21 protein-coding genes, 1 pseudogene and 1 riboswitch are annotated in these 19,295 nt (G+C 64.4%); of the genes and pseudogenes, 8 read left to right on the top strand and 14 right to left on the bottom strand.

All coding sequences use genetic code 11. The features are described from left to right. Positions 1-52 precede the first annotated feature (52 nt). Positions 53-194: riboswitch (FMN riboswitch) on the top strand. Positions 195-274: 80 nt separating this feature from the next. Continuing rightward, on the top strand, positions 275-925 hold the full coding sequence (gene ribB / locus HU764_RS00900) for a 3,4-dihydroxy-2-butanone-4-phosphate synthase (RefSeq protein ID WP_186703991.1): 651 nt from the start codon (positions 275-277) through the stop codon (positions 923-925). A gap of 340 nt (positions 926-1,265) precedes the next feature. Here the strand turns inward: ribB and HU764_RS00895 are convergent. After that, positions 1,266-2,323 (bottom strand): annotated as a pseudogene (locus HU764_RS00895) (IS110 family RNA-guided transposase). 284 nt (positions 2,324-2,607) lie between these two features. On the opposite strand from HU764_RS00895, the gene HU764_RS00890 reads away from it, so the two are divergent. The 4 genes from HU764_RS00890 (at position 2,608) to HU764_RS00875 (ending at position 7,810) form a co-directional block, all read left to right on the top strand. Beyond that, positions 2,608-2,850 (top strand): exodeoxyribonuclease VII small subunit, encoded by a 243-nt coding sequence (locus HU764_RS00890; RefSeq protein ID WP_027594918.1) that lies wholly within the window; start codon positions 2,608-2,610, stop codon positions 2,848-2,850. Beyond that, the gene (ispA, locus tag HU764_RS00885; protein ID WP_027594917.1) at positions 2,847-3,734 is read left to right on the top strand and encodes a (2E,6E)-farnesyl diphosphate synthase; all 888 of its coding nucleotides are present in this window, start codon (positions 2,847-2,849) and stop codon (positions 3,732-3,734) included. The genes HU764_RS00890 and ispA overlap by 4 nt, the downstream gene beginning before the upstream one ends. A 183-nt stretch (positions 3,735-3,917) precedes the next feature. Then, positions 3,918-5,813 (top strand): 1-deoxy-D-xylulose-5-phosphate synthase, encoded by a 1,896-nt coding sequence (gene dxs / locus HU764_RS00880; RefSeq protein WP_027594916.1) that lies wholly within the window; start codon positions 3,918-3,920, stop codon positions 5,811-5,813. Positions 5,814-5,935: 122 nt separating this feature from the next. After that, positions 5,936-7,810, top strand: coding sequence for a TonB-dependent receptor domain-containing protein (locus HU764_RS00875; protein WP_186704235.1), 1,875 nt, complete (start codon positions 5,936-5,938; stop codon positions 7,808-7,810). Here the strand turns inward: HU764_RS00875 and HU764_RS00870 are convergent. The 12 genes from HU764_RS00870 to nrdR form a co-directional block, all read right to left on the bottom strand. Then, a complete protein-coding gene (locus tag HU764_RS00870; protein ID WP_186682151.1) occupies positions 7,788-8,600 on the bottom strand; it encodes a cobalamin-binding protein in 813 nt (270 codons plus the stop codon). The genes HU764_RS00875 and HU764_RS00870 overlap by 23 nt on opposite strands. Beyond that, positions 8,600-9,019: an MFS transporter gene (locus tag HU764_RS00865; RefSeq protein ID WP_186704234.1), complete on the bottom strand. Its 420-nt coding sequence runs from the start codon at positions 9,017-9,019 to the stop codon at positions 8,600-8,602. Before HU764_RS00865 ends, HU764_RS00870 begins: the two co-directional genes overlap by 1 nt. Continuing rightward, on the bottom strand, positions 9,016-9,633 hold the full coding sequence (gene ribA, locus HU764_RS00860; protein ID WP_027594912.1) for a GTP cyclohydrolase II: 618 nt from the start codon (positions 9,631-9,633) through the stop codon (positions 9,016-9,018). The genes HU764_RS00865 and ribA overlap by 4 nt, the downstream gene beginning before the upstream one ends. A 218-nt stretch (positions 9,634-9,851) precedes the next feature. Then, complete coding sequence (locus HU764_RS00855) at positions 9,852-10,595, bottom strand: substrate-binding periplasmic protein (RefSeq protein ID WP_186682153.1); 744 nt, start codon at positions 10,593-10,595, stop codon at positions 9,852-9,854. 16 nt (positions 10,596-10,611) lie between these two features. Next, positions 10,612-11,115 (bottom strand): phosphatidylglycerophosphatase A family protein, encoded by a 504-nt coding sequence (locus HU764_RS00850; RefSeq protein ID WP_027594910.1) that lies wholly within the window; start codon positions 11,113-11,115, stop codon positions 10,612-10,614. Further along, the gene (gene thiL, locus HU764_RS00845) at positions 11,112-12,080 is read right to left on the bottom strand and encodes a thiamine-phosphate kinase (protein ID WP_186704233.1); all 969 of its coding nucleotides are present in this window, start codon (positions 12,078-12,080) and stop codon (positions 11,112-11,114) included. The genes HU764_RS00850 and thiL overlap by 4 nt, the downstream gene beginning before the upstream one ends. 18 nt (positions 12,081-12,098) lie before the next feature. Then, the gene (gene nusB / locus HU764_RS00840; protein WP_099428217.1) at positions 12,099-12,599 is read right to left on the bottom strand and encodes a transcription antitermination factor NusB; all 501 of its coding nucleotides are present in this window, start codon (positions 12,597-12,599) and stop codon (positions 12,099-12,101) included. Continuing rightward, positions 12,596-13,072, bottom strand: a complete 477-nt coding sequence (ribH, locus tag HU764_RS00835) for a 6,7-dimethyl-8-ribityllumazine synthase (protein ID WP_003255395.1) — start codon at positions 13,070-13,072, stop codon at positions 12,596-12,598. Before ribH ends, nusB begins: the two co-directional genes overlap by 4 nt. 91 nt (positions 13,073-13,163) lie before the next feature. After that, the gene (ribBA, locus tag HU764_RS00830; protein ID WP_012270288.1) at positions 13,164-14,255 is read right to left on the bottom strand and encodes a bifunctional 3,4-dihydroxy-2-butanone-4-phosphate synthase/GTP cyclohydrolase II; all 1,092 of its coding nucleotides are present in this window, start codon (positions 14,253-14,255) and stop codon (positions 13,164-13,166) included. Positions 14,256-14,273: 18 nt separating this feature from the next. Next, positions 14,274-14,939 carry a riboflavin synthase gene (locus tag HU764_RS00825; RefSeq protein WP_027594907.1) on the bottom strand — a complete coding sequence of 222 codons (666 nt, stop codon included), beginning with the start codon at positions 14,937-14,939 and terminating at the stop codon, positions 14,274-14,276. A 42-nt stretch (positions 14,940-14,981) separates the two neighbouring features. Next, positions 14,982-16,112 (bottom strand): bifunctional diaminohydroxyphosphoribosylaminopyrimidine deaminase/5-amino-6-(5-phosphoribosylamino)uracil reductase RibD, encoded by a 1,131-nt coding sequence (gene ribD / locus HU764_RS00820; RefSeq protein ID WP_186704232.1) that lies wholly within the window; start codon positions 16,110-16,112, stop codon positions 14,982-14,984. A gap of 2 nt (positions 16,113-16,114) precedes the next feature. Further along, entirely contained in the window at positions 16,115-16,579 is a 465-nt protein-coding gene (gene nrdR, locus HU764_RS00815; protein WP_009685710.1) for a transcriptional regulator NrdR, read from the bottom strand. Between the two features lie 105 nt (positions 16,580-16,684). Here nrdR and HU764_RS00810 point away from each other — a divergent pair, with 105 nt between their 5' ends. Genes HU764_RS00810 through trxA form a run of 3 tightly spaced genes read left to right on the top strand, consistent with a single transcriptional unit; the run spans position 16,685 to position 18,701 of the window. Beyond that, on the top strand, positions 16,685-17,137 hold the full coding sequence (locus HU764_RS00810) for a YbaY family lipoprotein (protein ID WP_027594905.1): 453 nt from the start codon (positions 16,685-16,687) through the stop codon (positions 17,135-17,137). Further along, the gene (locus tag HU764_RS00805) at positions 17,138-17,797 is read left to right on the top strand and encodes a class I SAM-dependent methyltransferase (RefSeq protein ID WP_085274018.1); all 660 of its coding nucleotides are present in this window, start codon (positions 17,138-17,140) and stop codon (positions 17,795-17,797) included. A gap of 31 nt (positions 17,798-17,828) precedes the next feature. Continuing rightward, a complete protein-coding gene (trxA, locus tag HU764_RS00800; RefSeq protein WP_186682159.1) occupies positions 17,829-18,701 on the top strand; it encodes a thioredoxin in 873 nt (290 codons plus the stop codon). A gap of 129 nt (positions 18,702-18,830) precedes the next feature. Here trxA and HU764_RS00795 read toward each other — a convergent pair whose 3' ends face one another. Then, the gene (locus tag HU764_RS00795) at positions 18,831-19,172 is read right to left on the bottom strand and encodes a hypothetical protein (RefSeq protein WP_186704231.1); all 342 of its coding nucleotides are present in this window, start codon (positions 19,170-19,172) and stop codon (positions 18,831-18,833) included. Positions 19,173-19,295: the final 123 nt, after the last annotated feature.

Genomic DNA, 19,295 nt, shown 5'->3' with positions numbered 1-19,295 from the left:
AAGGTCTTAGCCGAGCGGGTTGCCAGCAGGGTGGCTCTGTGGGGTATGCTTGCCGGGTCTTCAGGGCGGGGTGTAAGTCCCCACCGGCGGTAAATCGAAAGATGAGCCCGCGAGCGCCCCGGCCATGCCGGGGGTCAGCAGATCTGGTGAGACTCCAGAGCCGACGGTCATAGTCCGGATGAAAGAAGGCGTCAGGCAGGGGCCATTCGGGCGCCCCTGCGCGCGCGTTTTGTTCGCCCCGAGACGTTCATCGATCATTTACGAGGAGCGTTTCATGTCCCCTATGCTGCAAAAGCAATACCCCAACATTTCTGCCGCCATCGCCGCTTTTCAGGCCGGGCGCCCCGTACTGCTGCTGGACGACGATGACCGCGAGGACGAAGCGGACATCATTGCCGCCGCCGAAAACATCTCGTTGCAAACTATGGCCATGATGATTCGTGACTGCAGCGGCATCGTTTGCCTGTGCCTGGACGAAGCGACCGTGGACGCCCTGCAACTGGCGCCGATGGTGCAGAACAACCAGGCGCGCCATGGCACCGGGTTCACCGTCACCATCGAGGCGGCGGACGGCATCACCACCGGCGTTTCGGCGCAAGACCGTGTCACCACCATCGCTGCGGCGCTCAGCTCGACCGCCGAGCAACGGCATATCGTCAGCCCTGGGCATGTGTTCCCGCTGCGCGCGCGCAATGGTGGTGTGCTGACCCGCCGTGGCCATACCGAAGGTTCGGTCGACCTGGCGCGCCTGGCCGGGCTGCGGCCGGCAGCGGTGCTGTGCGAGTTGATGAACCCCGACGGCAGCATGGCGCGTGGGGAGCAGGTGGCGGTGTATGCGCGGCAGTACAATTTGCCGGTGCTGACCATTGAAGAGTTGGCGCGGTACCGCGAGGCGATGGTGGAGCGCGAAGCGGCTACGGCTTGATGGCTTTCAGACGCTTGGCTTAAGGAAGATGGCGGCGCGCACATCGAGCGCCGCCCGCGCGGCGCTTCGCAGCACAAGGCTGCTCCTATGTATGGACTCGCCCACACTGTCTAGCTGCTTTTGAACTTAGGAACCCGGTTGCATCTATGTATCAGGCCTATTCGAGGAAGCTTTTTGCTTCTGGCCAACATCGTGGTGAGCTCGCAGCGTGCCGTTTACATTGAGGCCATTCATCAGGCCTGTAGGAGCAGAGGCATCTGTCTGCGACGGTCTTACCAGGGGTCAATGTTCACTAGCAGGGGTTGGAGCGCTCGGCGCCCCGGTGGCATTGCTCGGTTGATCAGAGGCTCATAGCAGCCTCCGAGTTGCTGTTCGGTTTGCGCTGATATACCTGATCGCTCTGCAACAAGGCCCAGATAATGCGCAGATTTCGATTAGCCAGTCTGATCGCCGCCTCCTTGCGTCCAAGGCGGGATAGCCAGCGTAAAAGGCGGTGATCGTCTGGCTGATCGGAATCAGGCCTTAGCTGACTCAAGACAGCATGCGCCCCCTGGATCATCAGGCTGCGTATGTAGCCATCACCTCGCTTGCTCATCCTGCCCAGCCTGATTTGTTTCCGCTGCTGTGCTGGTCGGGCACGATACCGAAGAAGGCGGCATACATTCGGCCACTGGCGAAGCGGCTAGGCTCGGTCTGTTTCGCCACGATCGCCGTGGCAATGATTGGGCCCACGCCACGAATGGTGATCAACCGCTGTGCGACCTTATCTTCCTGGGCTGTCGCTTCAAGCCGCCTACTCAGCGTCGCAATGCGTTCACCCAGAGAGAGCCAGTCAGTCAGCAGCTCATCGAGCAACTCGCGCAACAAGTCGGGCAGAGGTAAAGAGGCATCTTCAAGAGCCCGTGGCACATGCGAATTGATCGCCGCATCGCCTTGAGGCATGGAGACGCCATGCTCTAGCAGCAGGCCACGTATCTGATTACCCAGCGCTGTATGCCGCTTGATGTTGCCGCGCCGGACACGGTGCAGCGCTTGAATAGCCAGTGCTGTAGTGCTCTTGATCGGGATTGAGGCAATACTGGTATCGCGACCGGCACGCAAAATGGCATGGGCGTCGTTACGGTCATTCTTCGCGCCGCTGCGGTGTTCGGCAACGCGTTGCGCAGGCAGGATCCGAACCGGATTACCCTTGGCCTGCAGTAGTCTGGCCCAGGCTTGCGCACCAGGACCGCACTCCATTAAGACAGTCACCGTCACTGGCAGCTTGATTAGAAAATCATGGAAATTTTGACGGGATTTGATGCGATTTTCGTAGATCACCCGACCGGTAGCATCCTCGCCTGCTAACTGGAAGACCTGTTTGGCCAGGTCTACGCAGAGGGTTGTGCAAAGCTCCACATCAGTGGAAGACAGGGGATCGTGCTTCGAACTATGCTTCTTCATGGTCTCGCCCTCGCTGCCGTTGGCTTCTTTGAACGCCACCGTGGCACTGTGATGCCTCGGCGGGGGCGAGTCCATCGATTACATTTTTTCGGGCCAATCATTCCTGCGGCAAACGCGAGTGACCACCTTTATCACAGGCGTGATTGGCCCGAACCCGATGCACTCCCCCACACAAGTTTGCTCCCCCTGCCCCGCTCTGCTAGTGTCGCGCCGTTCAGAACGCCACCGAGACAGTCGCCATGGCCCGCAAAAAAGCCTCCCTCGATTTCGAGCAATCCCTCGCAGACCTGCAAGCCCTGGTCGAGCGCCTGGAGAACGGCGAGTTGTCGCTGGAAGATTCGCTGGCCGCCTTCGAGCAAGGCATCGCCCTGACCCGCGATTGCCAGGGCGCACTGGCCCAGGCTGAGCAGAAAGTGCAAATCCTTCTGGAACGCGACGGTGAGCTGGCAGCCCAGCCCTTCGACGCGGAGCCAGAAGCATGATCAGCACCTACCAGGCCAACTGCCAGGCCCGCGTCGACGCCGCCCTAGAACCGCTGTTTCAAGCGCCTACCAAAGAACTCGAGCGCCTCTACGCCGCCATGCGCTACAGCGTAATGAACGGCGGCAAGCGTGTACGCCCGCTGCTCGCCTACGCGGCCTGCGAAGCCCTGGGTGCACCAGCCGAACAGGCCAACGGTGCAGCGTGCGCGGTCGAACTGATCCACGCGTATTCGCTGGTGCATGACGACCTGCCGGCGATGGACGACGACGACCTGCGTCGCGGCCAACCGACCACCCACAAAGCCTTCGACGAAGCCTGCGCCATCCTCGCCGGTGACGGCCTGCAGAGCCTGGCCTTCAGCGCCCTGCTCGACCCACGCCTGAGCCCACAGTCCGACGCCCTTCGCCTGGCCATGGTCCAGGCCCTGGCCAAGGCTGCCGGCCCGGCGGGCATGGTGGGTGGCCAGGCCATCGACCTGGGCTCGGTGGGCATCAAGCTGGACCAGCAGGCGCTGGAATTCATGCACCGGCACAAGACCGGCGCGCTGATCGAAGCCAGCGTGCGCCTGGGCGCCCTGGCCAGCGCCCGCGCCGAGCCGGCGCAACTGGATGCCTTGCAGACCTACGCTCAGGCCATTGGCCTGGCGTTTCAGGTGCAGGACGACATCCTCGACGTAGAAAGTGACACCGCCACCCTTGGCAAACGCCAGGGTGCCGACATCGCCCGAGACAAACCGACCTACCCGGCCCTGCTTGGCCTGGAGGCCGCCAAGGCCTATGCAATCGAACTGCGCGACCAGGCGCTGGCCGCATTGCAAGGGTTTGGTGAAACTGCCGAGCCGCTGCGGGCGCTGGCGCGCTACATCGTCGAACGCCGCAACTGATTCAACGGGGCCGCCAGGCGGCCCATCGCCGGCAAGCCGGCTCCCACAGCAAAACGGTGAACGTGTGGGAGCTGGCTTGCCGGCGATGGGCTGCAAAGCAGCCCCGTGCTACCCCCTCTCAATGGGCACTTTTCCCACAATGGGGTAAACTGCCGCGTCTTCACACCTATAACGACTCGCCTGATGCCCACGACGTTTCAAGAGATCCCCCGCGAACGCCCGGTCACGCCGTTGCTCGACCGCGCTGACACGCCTGCCGGCCTGCGCCGGCTGGCCGAAGCCGACCTGGAGACCCTGGCCGACGAGTTGCGCCAGGAACTGCTCTACACCGTGGGACAGACCGGTGGGCATTTTGGCGCCGGCCTGGGCGTGATCGAGCTGACGATCGCCCTGCACTACGTCTTCGACACCCCGGACGACCGGCTGGTGTGGGACGTCGGCCACCAGGCCTACCCGCACAAGATCCTCACCGGCCGCCGCCAGCGCATGCTCAGCCTGCGCCAGAAGGACGGCATCGCCGCCTTCCCGCGCCGTAGCGAGAGCGAGTACGACACCTTTGGCGTCGGCCACTCCAGCACCTCGATCAGTGCAGCGCTGGGCATGGCCATCGCCGCCCGCCTGCAGAACAGCGCACGCAAGTCGATCGCGGTGATCGGCGACGGTGCCCTGACCGCCGGTATGGCCTTCGAGGCGTTGAACCACGCCCAGGAAGTCAACGCCGACATGTTGGTGATCCTCAACGACAACGACATGTCGATTTCGCGCAATGTCGGCGGCCTGTCCAATTACCTGGCCAAGATTCTCTCCAGCCGCACCTACGCGAGCATGCGCGAGGGCAGCAAGAAGGTGCTTTCGCGCCTGCCAGGCGCGTGGGAAATCGCCCGTCGCACCGAGGAATATGCCAAAGGCATGCTGGTCCCCGGCACCCTGTTCGAAGAGCTGGGCTGGAACTACATCGGCCCGATCGACGGCCACGACCTGCCGACCATGATCGCCACCCTGCGCAACATGCGTGACCTCAAGGGCCCGCAGTTCCTGCACGTGGTGACCAAGAAGGGCAAAGGCTTCGCCCCGGCCGAGGTCGACCCGATCGGCTACCACGCCATCACCAAGCTCGAGCCCGCCGACAAGCCCGCCGCGCCGAAAAAACCCAGCGGGCCCAAGTACTCCGCCGTGTTCGGCCAGTGGCTGTGCGACATGGCCGCCAGCGACAATCGCCTGGTTGGCATTACCCCGGCGATGAAGGAAGGCTCCGACCTGGTCGAGTTCAGCGAACGCTACCCGGAGCGCTACTTCGACGTGGCGATTGCAGAGCAGCACGCGGTCACCCTGGCCGCGGGCATGGCCTGCGAAGGCAGCAAGCCGGTGGTGGCGATCTATTCGACGTTCCTGCAGCGCGCCTATGACCAGCTGATCCACGACGTAGCGGTACAGAACCTCGATGTGCTGTTCGCCATCGACCGCGCCGGCCTGGTGGGTGAAGACGGCCCGACCCACGCCGGCAGCTACGACTTGTCGTACCTGCGCTGCATCCCCGGCATGCTGGTGATGACCCCGAGCGACGAGAACGAACTGCGCAAGATGCTCACCACCGGCCACCTGTACAACGGCCCGGCGGCAGTGCGCTACCCGCGCGGCACCGGCCCCAACGCACCGATCAGTGGTGACCTTACGCCCCTGGAAATCGGCAAGGGCGTTATCCGGCGCCAAGGTGAAAAAGTCGCCCTGCTGGTATTTGGTGTGCAACTGACCGAAGCCTTGCAAGTTGCCGAGCAGATCAACGCCACGGTGGTCGACATGCGCTTCGTCAAGCCACTGGACGAGGCACTGGTACTCGAATTGGCGGGCAGCCATGAGCTGCTGGTGACTATCGAAGAAAACGCCATCATGGGCGGCGCAGGGGCTGCTGTGGGTGAGTTCCTGGCTAGCCAGGCCCTGGTCAAGCCACTGCTGCACTTGGGCTTGCCGGACATTTATGTCGAGCATGCCAAGCCTGCGCAGATGCTGGCTGAGTGCGGGCTGGATGCTGCTGGCATCGAGGCTTCGGTTACAGCGCGTATGGCCAAGCTCGGCTTGTAACCTTTGGGGCCGCTTTGCGGCCCTTTCGCGACACAAGGCCGCTCCTACAGGATTGCGCTGGCCCTGTAGGAGCGGCCTTGCGTCGCGATCGAGGGCGCAGCCCTCGCAACATGGTAATGCCCATGAAAATCCCGAGCTTCACCGCCACCCTCCTGTGCCTACCGCTGCCGCTTCTTGCCGCTGAACGCGACGACGCCCTGAAACTCCCCGATGTGCTGATCAGCGCCAACCGCCAAGTCGAGTCGCGCACCGCCACCAGCGCCGCCAACACCGTCTTCACCCGCACCGACATCGACCGCCTGCAACCCACCAGCGTCACCGACCTGCTGGCCCGCGTCCCCGGCGTGCAAGTCGCTCCCACGGGTGGTCGCGGCAGCCTGCCCGGTATCTTCATCCGCGGCACCAAGGCAGCGCAAAGCCTGGTACTGGTCGATGGCGTGCGCATCGCCAACGCCACCTCCGGCGACAGCGGCCTGCAATTTCTCGACGTCGACCAGATCGAGCGTGTCGAAGTACTGCGCGGCTCCCGCTCGGCGATCTACGGCAGCGATGCCATTGGCGGCGTGATTCAGATCTTCACCCGGCGCAGCAGCGGCCCTGGCCTGCAACCGCGCCTGCGCCTGGCCGCCGGCAGCAACCAGACCTTCCAACGCAGCCTGGGCCTGGCCGGCGGCAACGGCGCCACCCGCTTCAACCTGGGCGCCAGCCTGGACGAAACTGCCGGCATCGACGCCACCGGCCCGTCCTTTGCCAGCGATGGGGATCACGATGCGTACCGCAACAGGTCATTCAACCTGAGCCTCAGCCACACCTTCGGCGAACGCTTCGAGGCCGGCCTCAACCTGCTCGACAGCCATGGGCGCAGTGAATACGACAACCCGTTCGGTGGCTTCAACCCGGTCACCTTCGAAAGCTTCGGGCAAAAGCCCTATACCGATTTCAGCGTCAGCAGCCTGGGCACCTACTTCGATGCCCAGCTCAACGACAGCTGGCATTCGCGCCTGGAACTTGCCCACAGCGAAAACCGTGACGACAAGCGCGACAAGCTCAGCGATGAGCGCTTCGTGTTCAACACCTACCGTGATCAACTCACCTGGCAAAACGACCTGGCCTTGAACGACCAGCACACGCTGCTGATCGGCGGGGACTGGTACGAAGACCGCGTGCACGGCAGCACTGACTTCATCGAGGACAGCCGCTGGAACCGGGCGGCCTTCGTTCAACATCGGTACCGGGGAGAGCGGTTTTCCACCGAGCTGGGCGTGCGCCGCGACCAGAACCAGCAGTTCGGTGGCCAGACCACCTGGAGCGGTAGCCTTACCGTACCCGTGAACGCGTCCAACGATGTGCTGCTGTCCTACAGCGAAGGCTTCAGAGCCCCGACGTTCAACGACCTGTATTACCCAGAATTCAGCAACCCAGACCTGAGCCCAGAGCACTCCAAAAGCTACGAACTGCAATGGCGCAGCCAGCTCACCTCGGACAGCCGCCTGGAGACGTCGCTGTACCGCACCGACCTGCGCGACGCGATCATCTTTGGCCAGGACGCGATCCCGCGCAACGTCGCCTCGGCGCGCATCAACGGCGTAGAGCTGTCCCTCGACCAGCAATGGGGCGCATGGCGCAGCCAGCTCGGCCTGGCGCTGATCGACCCGCGCGACCGCGACAGTGGCCATACCCTCGCCCGCCGCGCTCGCCGTACCGTTAGCCTTGACCTGGACCGCGCATTTGGGCGGTTCAGCGTGGGCGGAAGCTGGCAAGCCGTCAGCGCCAGCTACGATGACGAAGCCAACCGCAACCGGCTCGCCGGCTTTGGCCTGCTCGGCCTGCGCGGTAGCTGGGCGGCAACAGATGAACTGAAACTGGAAGCGAAGCTGGACAACCTGCTGGACCACAACCACAGCCGCGCACTGTACAGCTATGAAGGCGCCAGCCACAGCTACCGCGAAGAAGGCCGCACCGTGCTGTTCAGCGTCACCTGGACGCCGGCGCTTTAGCTTCGAGCAACGCGCACAAGCGGGCGGTGGCCTCGATCATCTGCCCACTGGGCCGTTCGAGCCCTTTGTCGGGCACGACCAGCAAGCGCTCATCGGCCACCGCGCGCAGGCGCGGCCAAGCCCTCCAGCTGTCCAACTGCGCCTGATCACCCGCCAGAATCACCTGCGGGTCTTGCAGCAGTACAGACTCCACGCTCACCTGAGGGGCTGGCTGGTTGAGGTCGGCGAACACATTACGCGCGCCGCACACCGCCAGCGCGTCGCTGACCACCTGCCTGCCACCCAAGGTGTACAAGGGCTGATCCCAGACTTGGTAGAACACGCGCAGCGGCTGCTCACGGCGATACTGTTGGCGCAGGTGCCGCAGCCTGTCACGCAGGGCCTGGGCGTATTGCTGGCCCTGCTCTTCGCGGCCGACGCGCTGGGCGATGGCCTCGATTTGATCGATCAACTGGTCGATACCGTGGGGTTCGGCGCTGAAGGTGGCGATGCCCAGGCGCTTGAGCTGATCACGCTGTGCTGGCGCCACACTGCCGGGCCAGAGCAGCAACAAGTCAGGCTGCAAGCTGAGCAGACGCTCCATGTTCAGTTGGCCTTGGCGGCCGACCGAAGGCACCTCACGCAATGCTGGCGGGCGATCACCACCGTCGAGCACGCCGACCAACAGATCATCGGCGTGCAGCTCAAGCATGATTTCGGTCATCGAAGGTGCCAGGCTGACCACCCGTAGCGGCTCGCCGCCGCTGGCGCTGCAGGCGCACAGCGCCAGTAGCCAGAGAAGGCTGCGCATCAGCCCAGCTGACGTGGGATGCGGTACAGGTAGAGCACCACCACGGTGGACAGCACCAAAAGGATTTGCGGTACGGCCTCCAGCCCCACCAGCACCGACAGCGCGGCAACCCAGGCGGGGAAGCAGGCATACAGCATGGCCATGCGCCGCACCCGCGCCAGGGTGATCCAGGCTGCCGGCTCTTCGGTGCTGCCGAGCACCTTGGAGGTCGCGATCAGCGCACGCTTGTAGGCACCGAAGCGCGGCAGGCTAAGGAACATGGTCGCCGCACCCGCGATGAACAGTGGCATGGCCAGCACCGGGATCAACGCATCACCGCCACCAAACGCCCAGGCCATCACTGGCAGCGGCACCAGGCCCATCGCCAGGTATTGCCACCAGGCCAGTGCCAGGCGCCGCTTTACCTCGGCGCGGGTCACGCCTGAGGCACCTCGCCCTGGTGTTCGTTGCCCAGCATGTGGCCGAGCTTGCCGGCTTTGGTCGCCAGGTAGTAGCGGTTGTGCGGGTTATGGCCGGTGTGCAGCGGCACGCGTTCGGCGACGACGATGTTCATGTCGGTCAGTGCCTTGACCTTGCGCGGGTTGTTGGTCATCAGGCGCAGGGATTTCACCCCCAAGTGTTCGAGCATCGGCAGGCAGATGGCGTAGTCACGCTGGTCGGCAGCAAAGCCCAGGCGCTCGTTGGCTTCGACCGTGTCGGCACCACCGTCCTGCAGCTCATAGGCGCGGATCTTGTTCAACAGGCCGATGCCACGGCCTTCCTGACGCAGGTACAACAGCACACCACGGCCTTCACGTGCGATGGCCTGCAGGGCAGCTTCCAGTTGCGAACCGCAGTCGCAGCGCTGGCTGAACAGGGCATCGCCGGTCAGGCACTCGGAGTGCAGGCGCCCCAACACCGGTTCACCGTCAGCGATATCACCCAGGCTGAGCACCACGTGCTCACGGCCGGTGGCTTCTTCGAGGAAGCCGTGCATGGTGAAAGTCGCGAACGGGGTCGGGAGTTTAGAGGCGGCAACAAAGACGACGGGCACGTTGTGCTCCTGAAATAAGTAGTAAATTTCTCGTGGGGCGATTGTATCAGCAGGTCGGCGCCAGTGCGCTGGCTGAATACCGCGGTTTAAGATCGAAAAGTTCGATGCTTATTTTTCCGCCCCCCCCTGTAGGAGCAGCCTTGTGCTGCGAAGAGGCCCGCTGGAGTACCACCGATCGTTGCGCTTGTCACCAGCCCCTTCGCAGCACAAGGCTGCTCCTACAGCGGCTTGCTGTCGGCAGTGAAGGGATACGGTTGCTTCCAGTGTTCGAAAATTGGCTTCAATTCACCGCTGCGCACCAGCTCGGCCATACGCTTGTCGAACAGTTCCCGCAGTGCCTTGGCCTCACCGTTATTGGCGAACGCCAGGTACAACGGCAGTTCGGCGACGTGGCTTTTACGAAAGCGTGCAGGCTCCGACGCCTGGCCAAGCACGTAGTCGACCTCGGTCAGCGCATCGATGTAGAAGTCCACACGGTCGTGCTCGAGCATCGGCAAAATGCCTTCACGGCGTTGAATCTCGCGGTAGTCATGGGCATTGGGCAAGTAGCTGGCGTAGTCGTAGCCACGCACCCAAGCCAGGCGATACTGGCCAACCGTGCTCGGCGTAGGCGCCGGCTTGCTGGCAAGCCCCAAGGCATAGATGTGGTCCATATCGAAGTGCCAGCGCGGGTAGAGATTATCCTTGCTCTCGCCCTTGTAGGAGCCTACCCAGGCATCAGCTTCGCCCCGCTTTACCAGCCCCACTGCACGGCTGTAGGGCGCGCTCTGCGTAACGACCTTGACCCCGGCCGGCTCGAACACCTTGCGCAGCACATCCCAGGCAACCCCGGTACCGTTGGCGTTGGTGTAGTCGAGCCACTCTTCGCTAACCAGATGGACCTGCTTCGGCACACTTTCGGCCGCCCCCACCCAGGGAGCACAACCCAGCAGCATTGCCAACAGCACCGTCCTTATGGCCATTCACGCGCTCCCTGCCTCAGGCAACCGCCCACACCAGAACTTGCATGCCCAACCAAGCGAACACGCCGGCCAGGATATCGTCGAGCATGATCCCGACCCCGCCATGCACATGGCGGTCGATCCAGCGAATCGGCCACGGCTTGAGGATGTCGAAGAAACGGAACATCAGGAACCCTGCCAGCAACCATTGCCAGCCTTCTGGCACCAGCCAGAGGGTGATCCACATGCCGACCATCTCGTCCCAAACAATGCCTTCATGATCGTGAACGCGCAAGTCATTGGCGACCTTGCCGCACAGCCAGAAGCCAAACAGCATGGTAATGCCCAGCAGCAACCAGTAGCCCCAATCCGGCAGCATCTGCCACAGCGGAATGAAGGGGATGGCCACCAGCGAACCCCAGGTGCCCGGCGCCTTGGGCAAAGTGCCGGAACCGAAGCCGAAGGCGATGAAGTGCCAGGGGTTGCGCCAGACCGAGGGCGGAACGAACTCCGCAGGCACCTGATTGGGGTGATCGGTCACGGTGTCTCCCTAAAATGTTGATAGCCGCGTTGCCGCGGGGTGATGTCCTGGCCCTGCCCGTCCCGCAGGCTGACGCCCTGGCCTTCAAGCACTCGCCCGATGACATGGAACGTCGCCAGGCCTTGGGCCTGCAGGGATGAAAGCTGAGCCGGCGGCAAGGTGAACGCCAGCACATAGTCGTCACCCCCGGTCAAGGCAGCCTGCACGGCAGCCTCATGACCGAGAAAGCCCTGCAAAGCGGATGACACCGGCACCTGGTCCAGGTTCACCTCGAGCGCCACGCGGGACGCCTTGGCGATATGCCCGCAGTCGGCCAGCAGGCCGTCGGAAATATCCAGTGCGGCCGTAGCACGCCCGCGCAACAGTTGCCCCAAGGTGAATTGCGGCGAGGGCGACCAGTAGTGGTCGAGCAACGGCTGGGCAAGGGCAGCATCGGCCTGGCGCTCGCCCAGGACCAGCGGCAAGGCGCCCGCAGCGTTGCCCAGTTCACCGCCCACACACAGCAGGTCACCCGGGCGGGCACCGCCACGGCGCAACGCCTGCGCGGCCGGCACGCGGCCGAACACGGTCAGGGTGATGCTCAAGGGGCCACGGGTGGTGTCACCGCCAATCAGGCTCAACTGGCACTGCCGGGCCATACGGTTGAGGCCGTCAGCGTAGGCTTGCAGCCAGTCGGCGCTGACCTCGGGTAGGGTCAGGGCAAGGGTGAAGCCGATGGGGGTAGCGCCCATCGCCGCCAGGTCACTGGCCGCCACGGCCAGCGAGCGCTGGCCGAGCAGCAGAGGGTCGCAGACCGCGGGGAAATGCACGCCGGCCACCAGGGTGTCGGTGGACACCGCCAGTTGCTCGCCAACAGGCACATCCAGCAGCGCGCAGTCATCACCGATGCCCAGGGCCACGCCTTCACCGCCTTGCGCACAGGGCGCGGCGGCAAAGAAATGGCTGATCAGCTCGAACTCACCCATGGTCCGCCAGCGCCGGGATCAGCGCTTGTTCGCCTTGACTTCCGCTTCGCGCAGCGAAGGGGCGAGCTTGTCCAGCACGCCGTTGACGAACTTGTGGCCGTCGGTGGCACCGAAGACCTTGGCCAGCTCGACACCTTCGTTGATCACGACACGGTACGGCACATCGGCGCGCATCATCAGTTCCCAGGTGGACAACCGCAGCACAGCCAGTTCAACCGGGTCGAGCTCTTCCAGCGCGAGCGCCAGGCAAGGCTTCAGGGCCGCGTCGATCTCGTCCTTCTTGGTCGGAACCCCATGCAGGATTTCGCGGAAGTAGGCGCCATCGACATCGGTGAAATCGTTATCGACCCGGAACTGCGCTTCGATCTCGTTCACCGACTGACGCGCCATGTGCCACTGGTACAGCGCCTGAGTCGCGAGCTTGCGGGCTTCGCGGCGCTTGGCGCTCTTCGAGGGCTTGCCGGCATCCGCAGGTTTTGGATCGCGCGGGTTGAAACGATCGCTTTCGTCGCTAATCACTTGGCCTCCAACTGCGCCAGCAGACTGACCATTTCCAGAGCGGACAGGGCAGCTTCAGCACCTTTGTTGCCGGCTTTGGTGCCGGAACGCTCGATGGCCTGCTCGATGGAGTCGACGGTCAGAACGCCGAAGGCCACCGGAACACCGAACTCCATGGACACCTGGGCCAGGCCCTTGGTGCATTCGCCCGCCACGTATTCGAAGTGCGGGGTACCACCGCGGATCACGGCGCCCAGGGCGATGATCGCGTCGTACGCGCCTTGCTGGGCGACCTTCTGTGCCACCAGCGGGATTTCGAACGCGCCCGGGGCACGGATGATGGTGATGTCGCTTTCGCTGACACCGTGGCGTACCAGGGCATCAACGGCACCGCTTACCAGGCTTTCGACGACGAAGCTGTTGAAGCGGCCAACCACCAAAGCATAGCGACCTTTGGGGGCGATGAAGGTACCTTCGATGGTCTTCAGGGTCATTCCGATGTTCTCATCTTCAAGAGCGAGGCCGCTCGCTGGCGGCCTCGGGAGGGTTTGGACTCGAGCGTGAGGGCGCGCGCGCCGTCTCAAGTCACTCGGAGGGCACGTATTCTACAACTTCCAGATCGAATCCGGATATCGCATTGAACTTCATCGGCGAACTCATCAGGCGCATCTTGCGCACACCGAGGTCGCGCAGGATCTGCGAACCGGCGCCGACGGTGCTGTAGGTGGTCGGTGCCTTGGTCGGTGCATCACCCGCGCTTTCGCGGATGTGCGCCAGCAGCACGTCGCCGTCCAGCGGGTGGCCCAGCAGCAGCACCACGCCGCTGCCGGCCTCGGCCACGGCAGCCATGGCCGCGCGCAGGCTCCAGCGGCCCGGCTGCTTGACCAGCAGCAGGTCGCGCAGCGGGTCCATGTTGTGCACGCGTACCAGGGTCGGCTCTTCAGCGCAGATTTTGCCCAGGGTCAGGGCCATGTGCACGTCGCCTTCCACCGCGTCGCGGTAGGTGACCAGGTTGAACTCGCCCAATTCGCTTTCGACCGGCTGCTCGGAAACGCGCTGCACGGTACGTTCGTGGATCATGCGGTAGTGGATCAGGTCGGCGATGGTGCCGATCTTCAGGCCATGCTCGGCGGCGAACACTTCAAGCTCGGCACGGCGCGACATAGTGCCGTCATCGTTCATCACTTCGCAGATCACGCCGCTCGGCTCGAAGCCTGCCATGCGCGCCAGGTCGCAGGCGGCTTCGGTGTGGCCGGCACGGGCCAGGGTGCCGCCGGGCTGGGCCATCAGCGGGAAGATGTGGCCCGGGCTGACGATGTCTTCGGCCTTGGCGTCCTTGGCCGCGGCCGCTTGCACGGTACGCGCGCGGTCGGCAGCGGAAATACCGGTGGTGACGCCTTCGGCGGCTTCGATCGACACGGTGAACTTGGTGCCGAAGCCGGACCCGTTGCGCGGCGCCATCAGCGGCAGCTTCAGCGTTTCGCAGCGCTCACGGGTCATCGGCATGCAGATCAAGCCGCGGGCGTGCTTGGCCATGAAATTGATGTGCTCAGGCAGGCAGCACTCGGCTGCCATGATGATGTCGCCTTCGTTTTCGCGGTCTTCGTCATCCATGAGGATGACCATTTTGCCCTGGCGGATGTCTTCGACCAGTTCTTCGATGCTGTTGAGCGCCACTCGGCACCCCCTTCTCAATCAGGATTTCAAGAAGCCGTTGGCGGCCAGGAAGCTTTCGGTAATGCCACTGCCCTTGCTCGGTTCGGCCGCCTTGTCACCCAGCAGCAGACGCTCCAGGTAACGGGCCAGCAGGTCGACCTCAAGGTTGACCCGACGACCTGCGCGGTAGTCGGCCATGATGGTTTCGGACAGGGTGTGCGGGACAATGGTCAGCTCGAATTCGGCGCCATTGACCTCATTGACCGTCAGGCTGGTGCCGTCGACGGTGATCGAACCCTTGTGGGCGATGTACTTGGCCAGCTCCTTGGGTGCACGCACGCGGAACTGGATGGCGCGGGCGTTATCGCTGCGCGAGATGATTTCGCCGACGCCGTCGACGTGGCCGCTGACCAGGTGACCGCCCAGGCGGGTGGTGGGGGTCAGGGCTTTTTCCAGGTTGACCTTGCTGCCGCTCTTGAGGTCGATGAAGGCGGTGCGCTTGAGGGTCTCGACGCTGACGTCGGCCCAGAACCCATTGCCCGGCAGCTCGACGGCGGTCAGGCACACGCCGTTGACGGCGATGCTGTCGCCAAGCTTGACGTCACCCAGGTCGAGCTTGCCGGTCTCGACGTAGACGCGCACGTCGCCGCCCTTGGGGGTCATGCTGCGAATGGTGCCGATGGATTCGATGATGCCGGTGAACATGGGGTCTTCCTCAAGAACGGGTTGCGCAGGGCAAGCCAGGCATTATACGCCGGGCGCCGGCAGGGGGATGGCCGTGACCCGCCAGTCATCGCCCACTGCGCGCATTTCGGTAATTTTCAGTCGCGGTGCTTCGCTCATCTTCGCCAGGGGCCAGTCCAGCAGCGGGCGGGCCTGGGAACCCAGGAAGGTGCCGGCGACGAACAACTGGTATTCGTCGATCAGGCCTTGCCGGGCGAACGCGCCAGCCAGGCCTGCGCCGGCTTCCAGCAGAATCTCGTTGACGCCACGCGCGGCCAGCACACCCATCAACGCGGGCAGATCGACCTGGCCATCGGTGCCTGGCAGGCTCAACAGCTCATGGCCTGCCTCGGCGTAACGAGGCGCTTCAGCGGCGGCCGTCACCACCAGGGCCGGGCCGGCCTGGAAGAACGGCGCATCCAGCGGCAGGCGCAGGCGGCCATCGATCAGCACGCGCAACGGCGTGCGGCTCAAGGCCAGGGCGAGGGTTTCGTCGTCCAGGCCCAGCTCTGCGCCCCGTACCGTCATACGCGCATTGTCGGCCAGCACGCTGGCGGCGCTGGTGAGCACCACACTGGAGCGCGCGCGCAGCCGCTGAACCGCAGCGCGGGCGGCAGGGCCGGTAATCCACTGGCTTTCGCCGCTGGCCATGGCCGTGCGGCCGTCCAGGCTCATGGCCAGCTTGGCCCTGACAAACGGCAGGCCATGCTCCATGCGCTTGAGAAAACCTGGGTTGAGCGCGCGGGCCTCAGCTTCAAGCACTCCGCTGCTGACCTCGATACCGGCCTCTGCCAGGCGCCGCAGCCCCTGCCCCGCCACTTGCGGGTTGGGGTCTTGCATCGCGGCCACCACGCGGGCCACGCCAGCCTTGACCAGCGCTTCGGCGCACGGCGGCGTGCGGCCATGGTGGCTGCACGGTTCGAGGGTGACATAGGCGCAAGCGCCGCGGGCGCGTTCACCGGCCTGGCGCAGGGCATGCACCTCGGCATGGGGCTCGCCAGCGCGCACGTGCCAGCCTTCGCCGACCACCTCGCCATCGCGCACGATCACGCACCCCACACGCGGGTTGGGGTGGGTGCTGTAAATACCCTTGCGGGCCAGCTCCAGGGCGCGGGCCATGTAGTGGGCATCGAGGATCGCGGTCTGGCTGGGCATGCTCACTCTTTAGCTGGCTCACGGGCCAGGCGGTCGATTTCTTCGCGGAATTCGTCGAGGTCCTGGAAGCGTCGGTAGACCGAGGCGAAGCGGATATAGGCTACCTCGTCGAGCTTGCGCAGCTCGGCCATCACCATTTCACCCACCACCAGTGACTTGACCTCGCGCTCGCCGGTGGCACGCAGGCGGCTCTTGATGTGCGCCAGCGCCGCTTCCAGGCGCTCGACGCTGACCGGGCGTTTTTCCAGCGCCCGCTGCATGCCTGCACGCAACTTGTCTTCGTCGAAAGGCTGGCGCGTGCCGTCCTGCTTGATCAGCCGGGGCAGCACCAGTTCGGCGGTTTCGAAGGTAGTGAAACGCTCGCCGCAGGCAACGCACTCGCGGCGGCGGCGCACTTGCTCGCCCTCGGCGACAAGACGAGAGTCGATGACCTTGGTGTCGTTGGCACCGCAAAAGGGACAGTGCATGGTGGCAGGCAACAAAAAAAGGGAGGGCCATGGTAGCGCATCCCACTGGCAAGACAAGCCAAAGGGGTTAACATCCAGGGAAATCTGCCCGTGAAGGAAGCCCCAATGCACTATCGAGCGCTCGTCGTGCTGTGCTGCGCCGCCCTGCTTGCCGCTTGCGGTAGCGACCAGCCCAAGCCCGATCAAGGCCAGGCGCCTGCGCCAGCCAAAGTGGCCAAGAAGGCCCAACCGCTTGGCCCGCTGCCCGCCTACCAGCGCGAGCTGAGCGGTACTTTGCTGGAAATCCCGGCCGGCGCCGACGTGGAGCTGGCCCTGCTGGTGATCGACGAACGCGACCGCCCGCAACGCCTGCTGGCCAGCAGCAACCTGACTGGCACCGGGCAGGCGCTGCCTTATCAGTTGCGCTTCAACCCCGAAGCCTTCCCGGCCGGTGCCCGCGTCGAACTGCGCGGCCGCGCCAGCAGCTCCGGGCAGTTGATCATGCACCTGCCCCCTGTGCGCATCGCCCAGCCGCAAACCCAGGCCACCGGCCCGCTGCGTTTCGAGAAGGCACCGTAAGTGGCGCCACTGGCACTGCAACAGGCCCTCAGTGGCCTGATCGGCGAAGCGCGCCTGGTGGTCAGCGACCTGCCTGACTGCGAATTGAAACTGTGGCTGATCGACGACCAGAACATGGACCGCGCCTTCAGCAGCGAAGAAACCCGGCGCATTCTCGAAGAACCTCCGTACTGGAGCTTCTGCTGGGCCAGCGGCCTGGCCATGGCCCGCTACCTGGCCGCACACCCGGCATGGGTGGCGGGCAAGCGTGTGCTCGATTTTGGCGCGGGCAGCGGCATCGCCGGCATTGCCGCAGCCCGCGCAGGCGCCCTTGAAGTGGTGGCGTGCGACCTCGACCCACTGGCCCTTGACGCCTGCCGCGCCAACGCCGCGTTGAACGGGGTGGAGCTCGGCTACAGCAACGATTTTTTCGCCGAGGACGACCGCTTCGACCTGATTCTGGTCGCCGATGTGCTGTATGACCGCGCCAACCTGCCACTGCTCGATGCCTTCCTCGGCCGCGGTCGCCAGGCGCTGGTGGCCGACTCGCGGGTTCGCGACTTCAGCCACCCGCTGTACCAACAATTGGGCGTGCTCGACGCGCTGACCCTGCCGGACCTGGCCGAGCCCCACGAATTCCGCCGGGTCAGCCTGTACCACGCCAGCCGCGAGCCTTTATAGTGGTGCCATTCACGAGTTTGCGAGAGTCGCGATGAGCCAAGACACGCCGTACATTTTCGACGCCACCGATGCCACCTTCCAGCAATTGGTCATCGAAAACTCCTTCCACAAACCGGTCCTGGTGGACTTCTGGGCTGAGTGGTGCGCGCCCTGCAAGGCGCTGATGCCACTGCTGGCGAAAATCGCCGAGGGTTACCAGGGCGAGCTGCTGCTGGCCAAGATCAACTGCGACGTAGAGCAGCAGGTGGTCGCCCAGTTCGGCATTCGCAGCCTGCCGACCGTGGTGCTGTTCAAAGACGGCCAGCCGGTCGACGGTTTTGCCGGGGCGCAGCCGGAGTCGGCAATCCGCGCGCTGCTCGAACCGCACGTGCAGATGCCGGCCCCGCCCGCCGCATCGCCGCTGGAGCAGGCCAAGGCGCTGTTCGCCGAAAGCCGCTTCGCCGAGGCCGAAGCACTGCTCCAGGCGCTGCTGGGTGAAGACAACAGCAATGCTGAGGCGCTGATCCTGTACGCCCGTTGCCTGGCTGAGCGGGGCGAGCTGGGCGAGGCCCAGGTGGTGCTGGACGCGGTCAAGACCGACGAGCACAAGGCAGCCCTGGCCGGTGCCAAGGCACAGCTGACCTTCCTGCGCCAGGCTGCCAGCCTGCCAGAAGTCGCCGACCTGAAGAGCCGCCTGGCGCAGAACCCAGAGGACGATGAAGCGGCCTACCAGTTGAGCATTCAGCAACTGGCCCGCCAGCAGTACGAGGCGGCGCTGGAGGGTTTGTTGAAGCTGTTCAAGCGCAACCGCGGCTACGAGAACGGGTTGCCGCAGAAGGCGATGTTGCAGGTGTTCGAACTGCTGGGCGGTGATCATCCGCTGGTGAGCGTCTACCGCCGCAAGCTGTCTTCAGCCCTGTTCTGAGGCAGGCACACCATTTTAGGAACAGCCTTGTGCTGCGAAGAGGCCGGTGAAAGCACAGTCAATCTGCGCTACTTTCACCGGCCTCTTCGCAGCACAAGGCTGCTCCTACCCCGAACGCGTGTGACCTTGTCAGCCGACCCAGTGATACACCGGCGCATCCGCGCCACTTTCCACCTTCACCTCGCTGCTGTGCCGCAACCGCACCAGCAGTCGCTTGCCCGCCGCGGTACTCCCCGCCAGCACTTCCAGGCGGTCCAGCAACGCTGGCCCATTCATCTGCCCAGCCTGGCGCAGCACGTCGCGTGCTGCGGCCCACTGCCCATCATCTTGCCGCGGCGCTGCTGGCGAGGCGGCCGCCGCTTCGGCGGTAACCGGCACCTCGAGGTGCCGCCCCAACTGCGCCCACTCGGCCGGCTCCAGCTCGACAGTCAGGTCCACGGGCCAGTCACCAATCTGTCCACGAATTCTCACGATGCTTTCCTTGAACGCAGGTCAATGCAGCCATGCTACAGCAACATGAAACCTGCGCCACACAGGCTGGCGGCAGGCGGAAAAATTGTTATAACATTACCAAATCATTCTCAGCCTGCTCCT

Origin of the sequence: Pseudomonas kermanshahensis, from assembly GCF_014269205.2 — a bacterium.
GTDB lineage: Bacteria > Pseudomonadota > Gammaproteobacteria > Pseudomonadales > Pseudomonadaceae > Aquipseudomonas > Aquipseudomonas kermanshahensis.
Note: the sequence above shows the minus strand (reverse complement) of the source record. Positions and strands in the feature narration are given on the sequence as shown.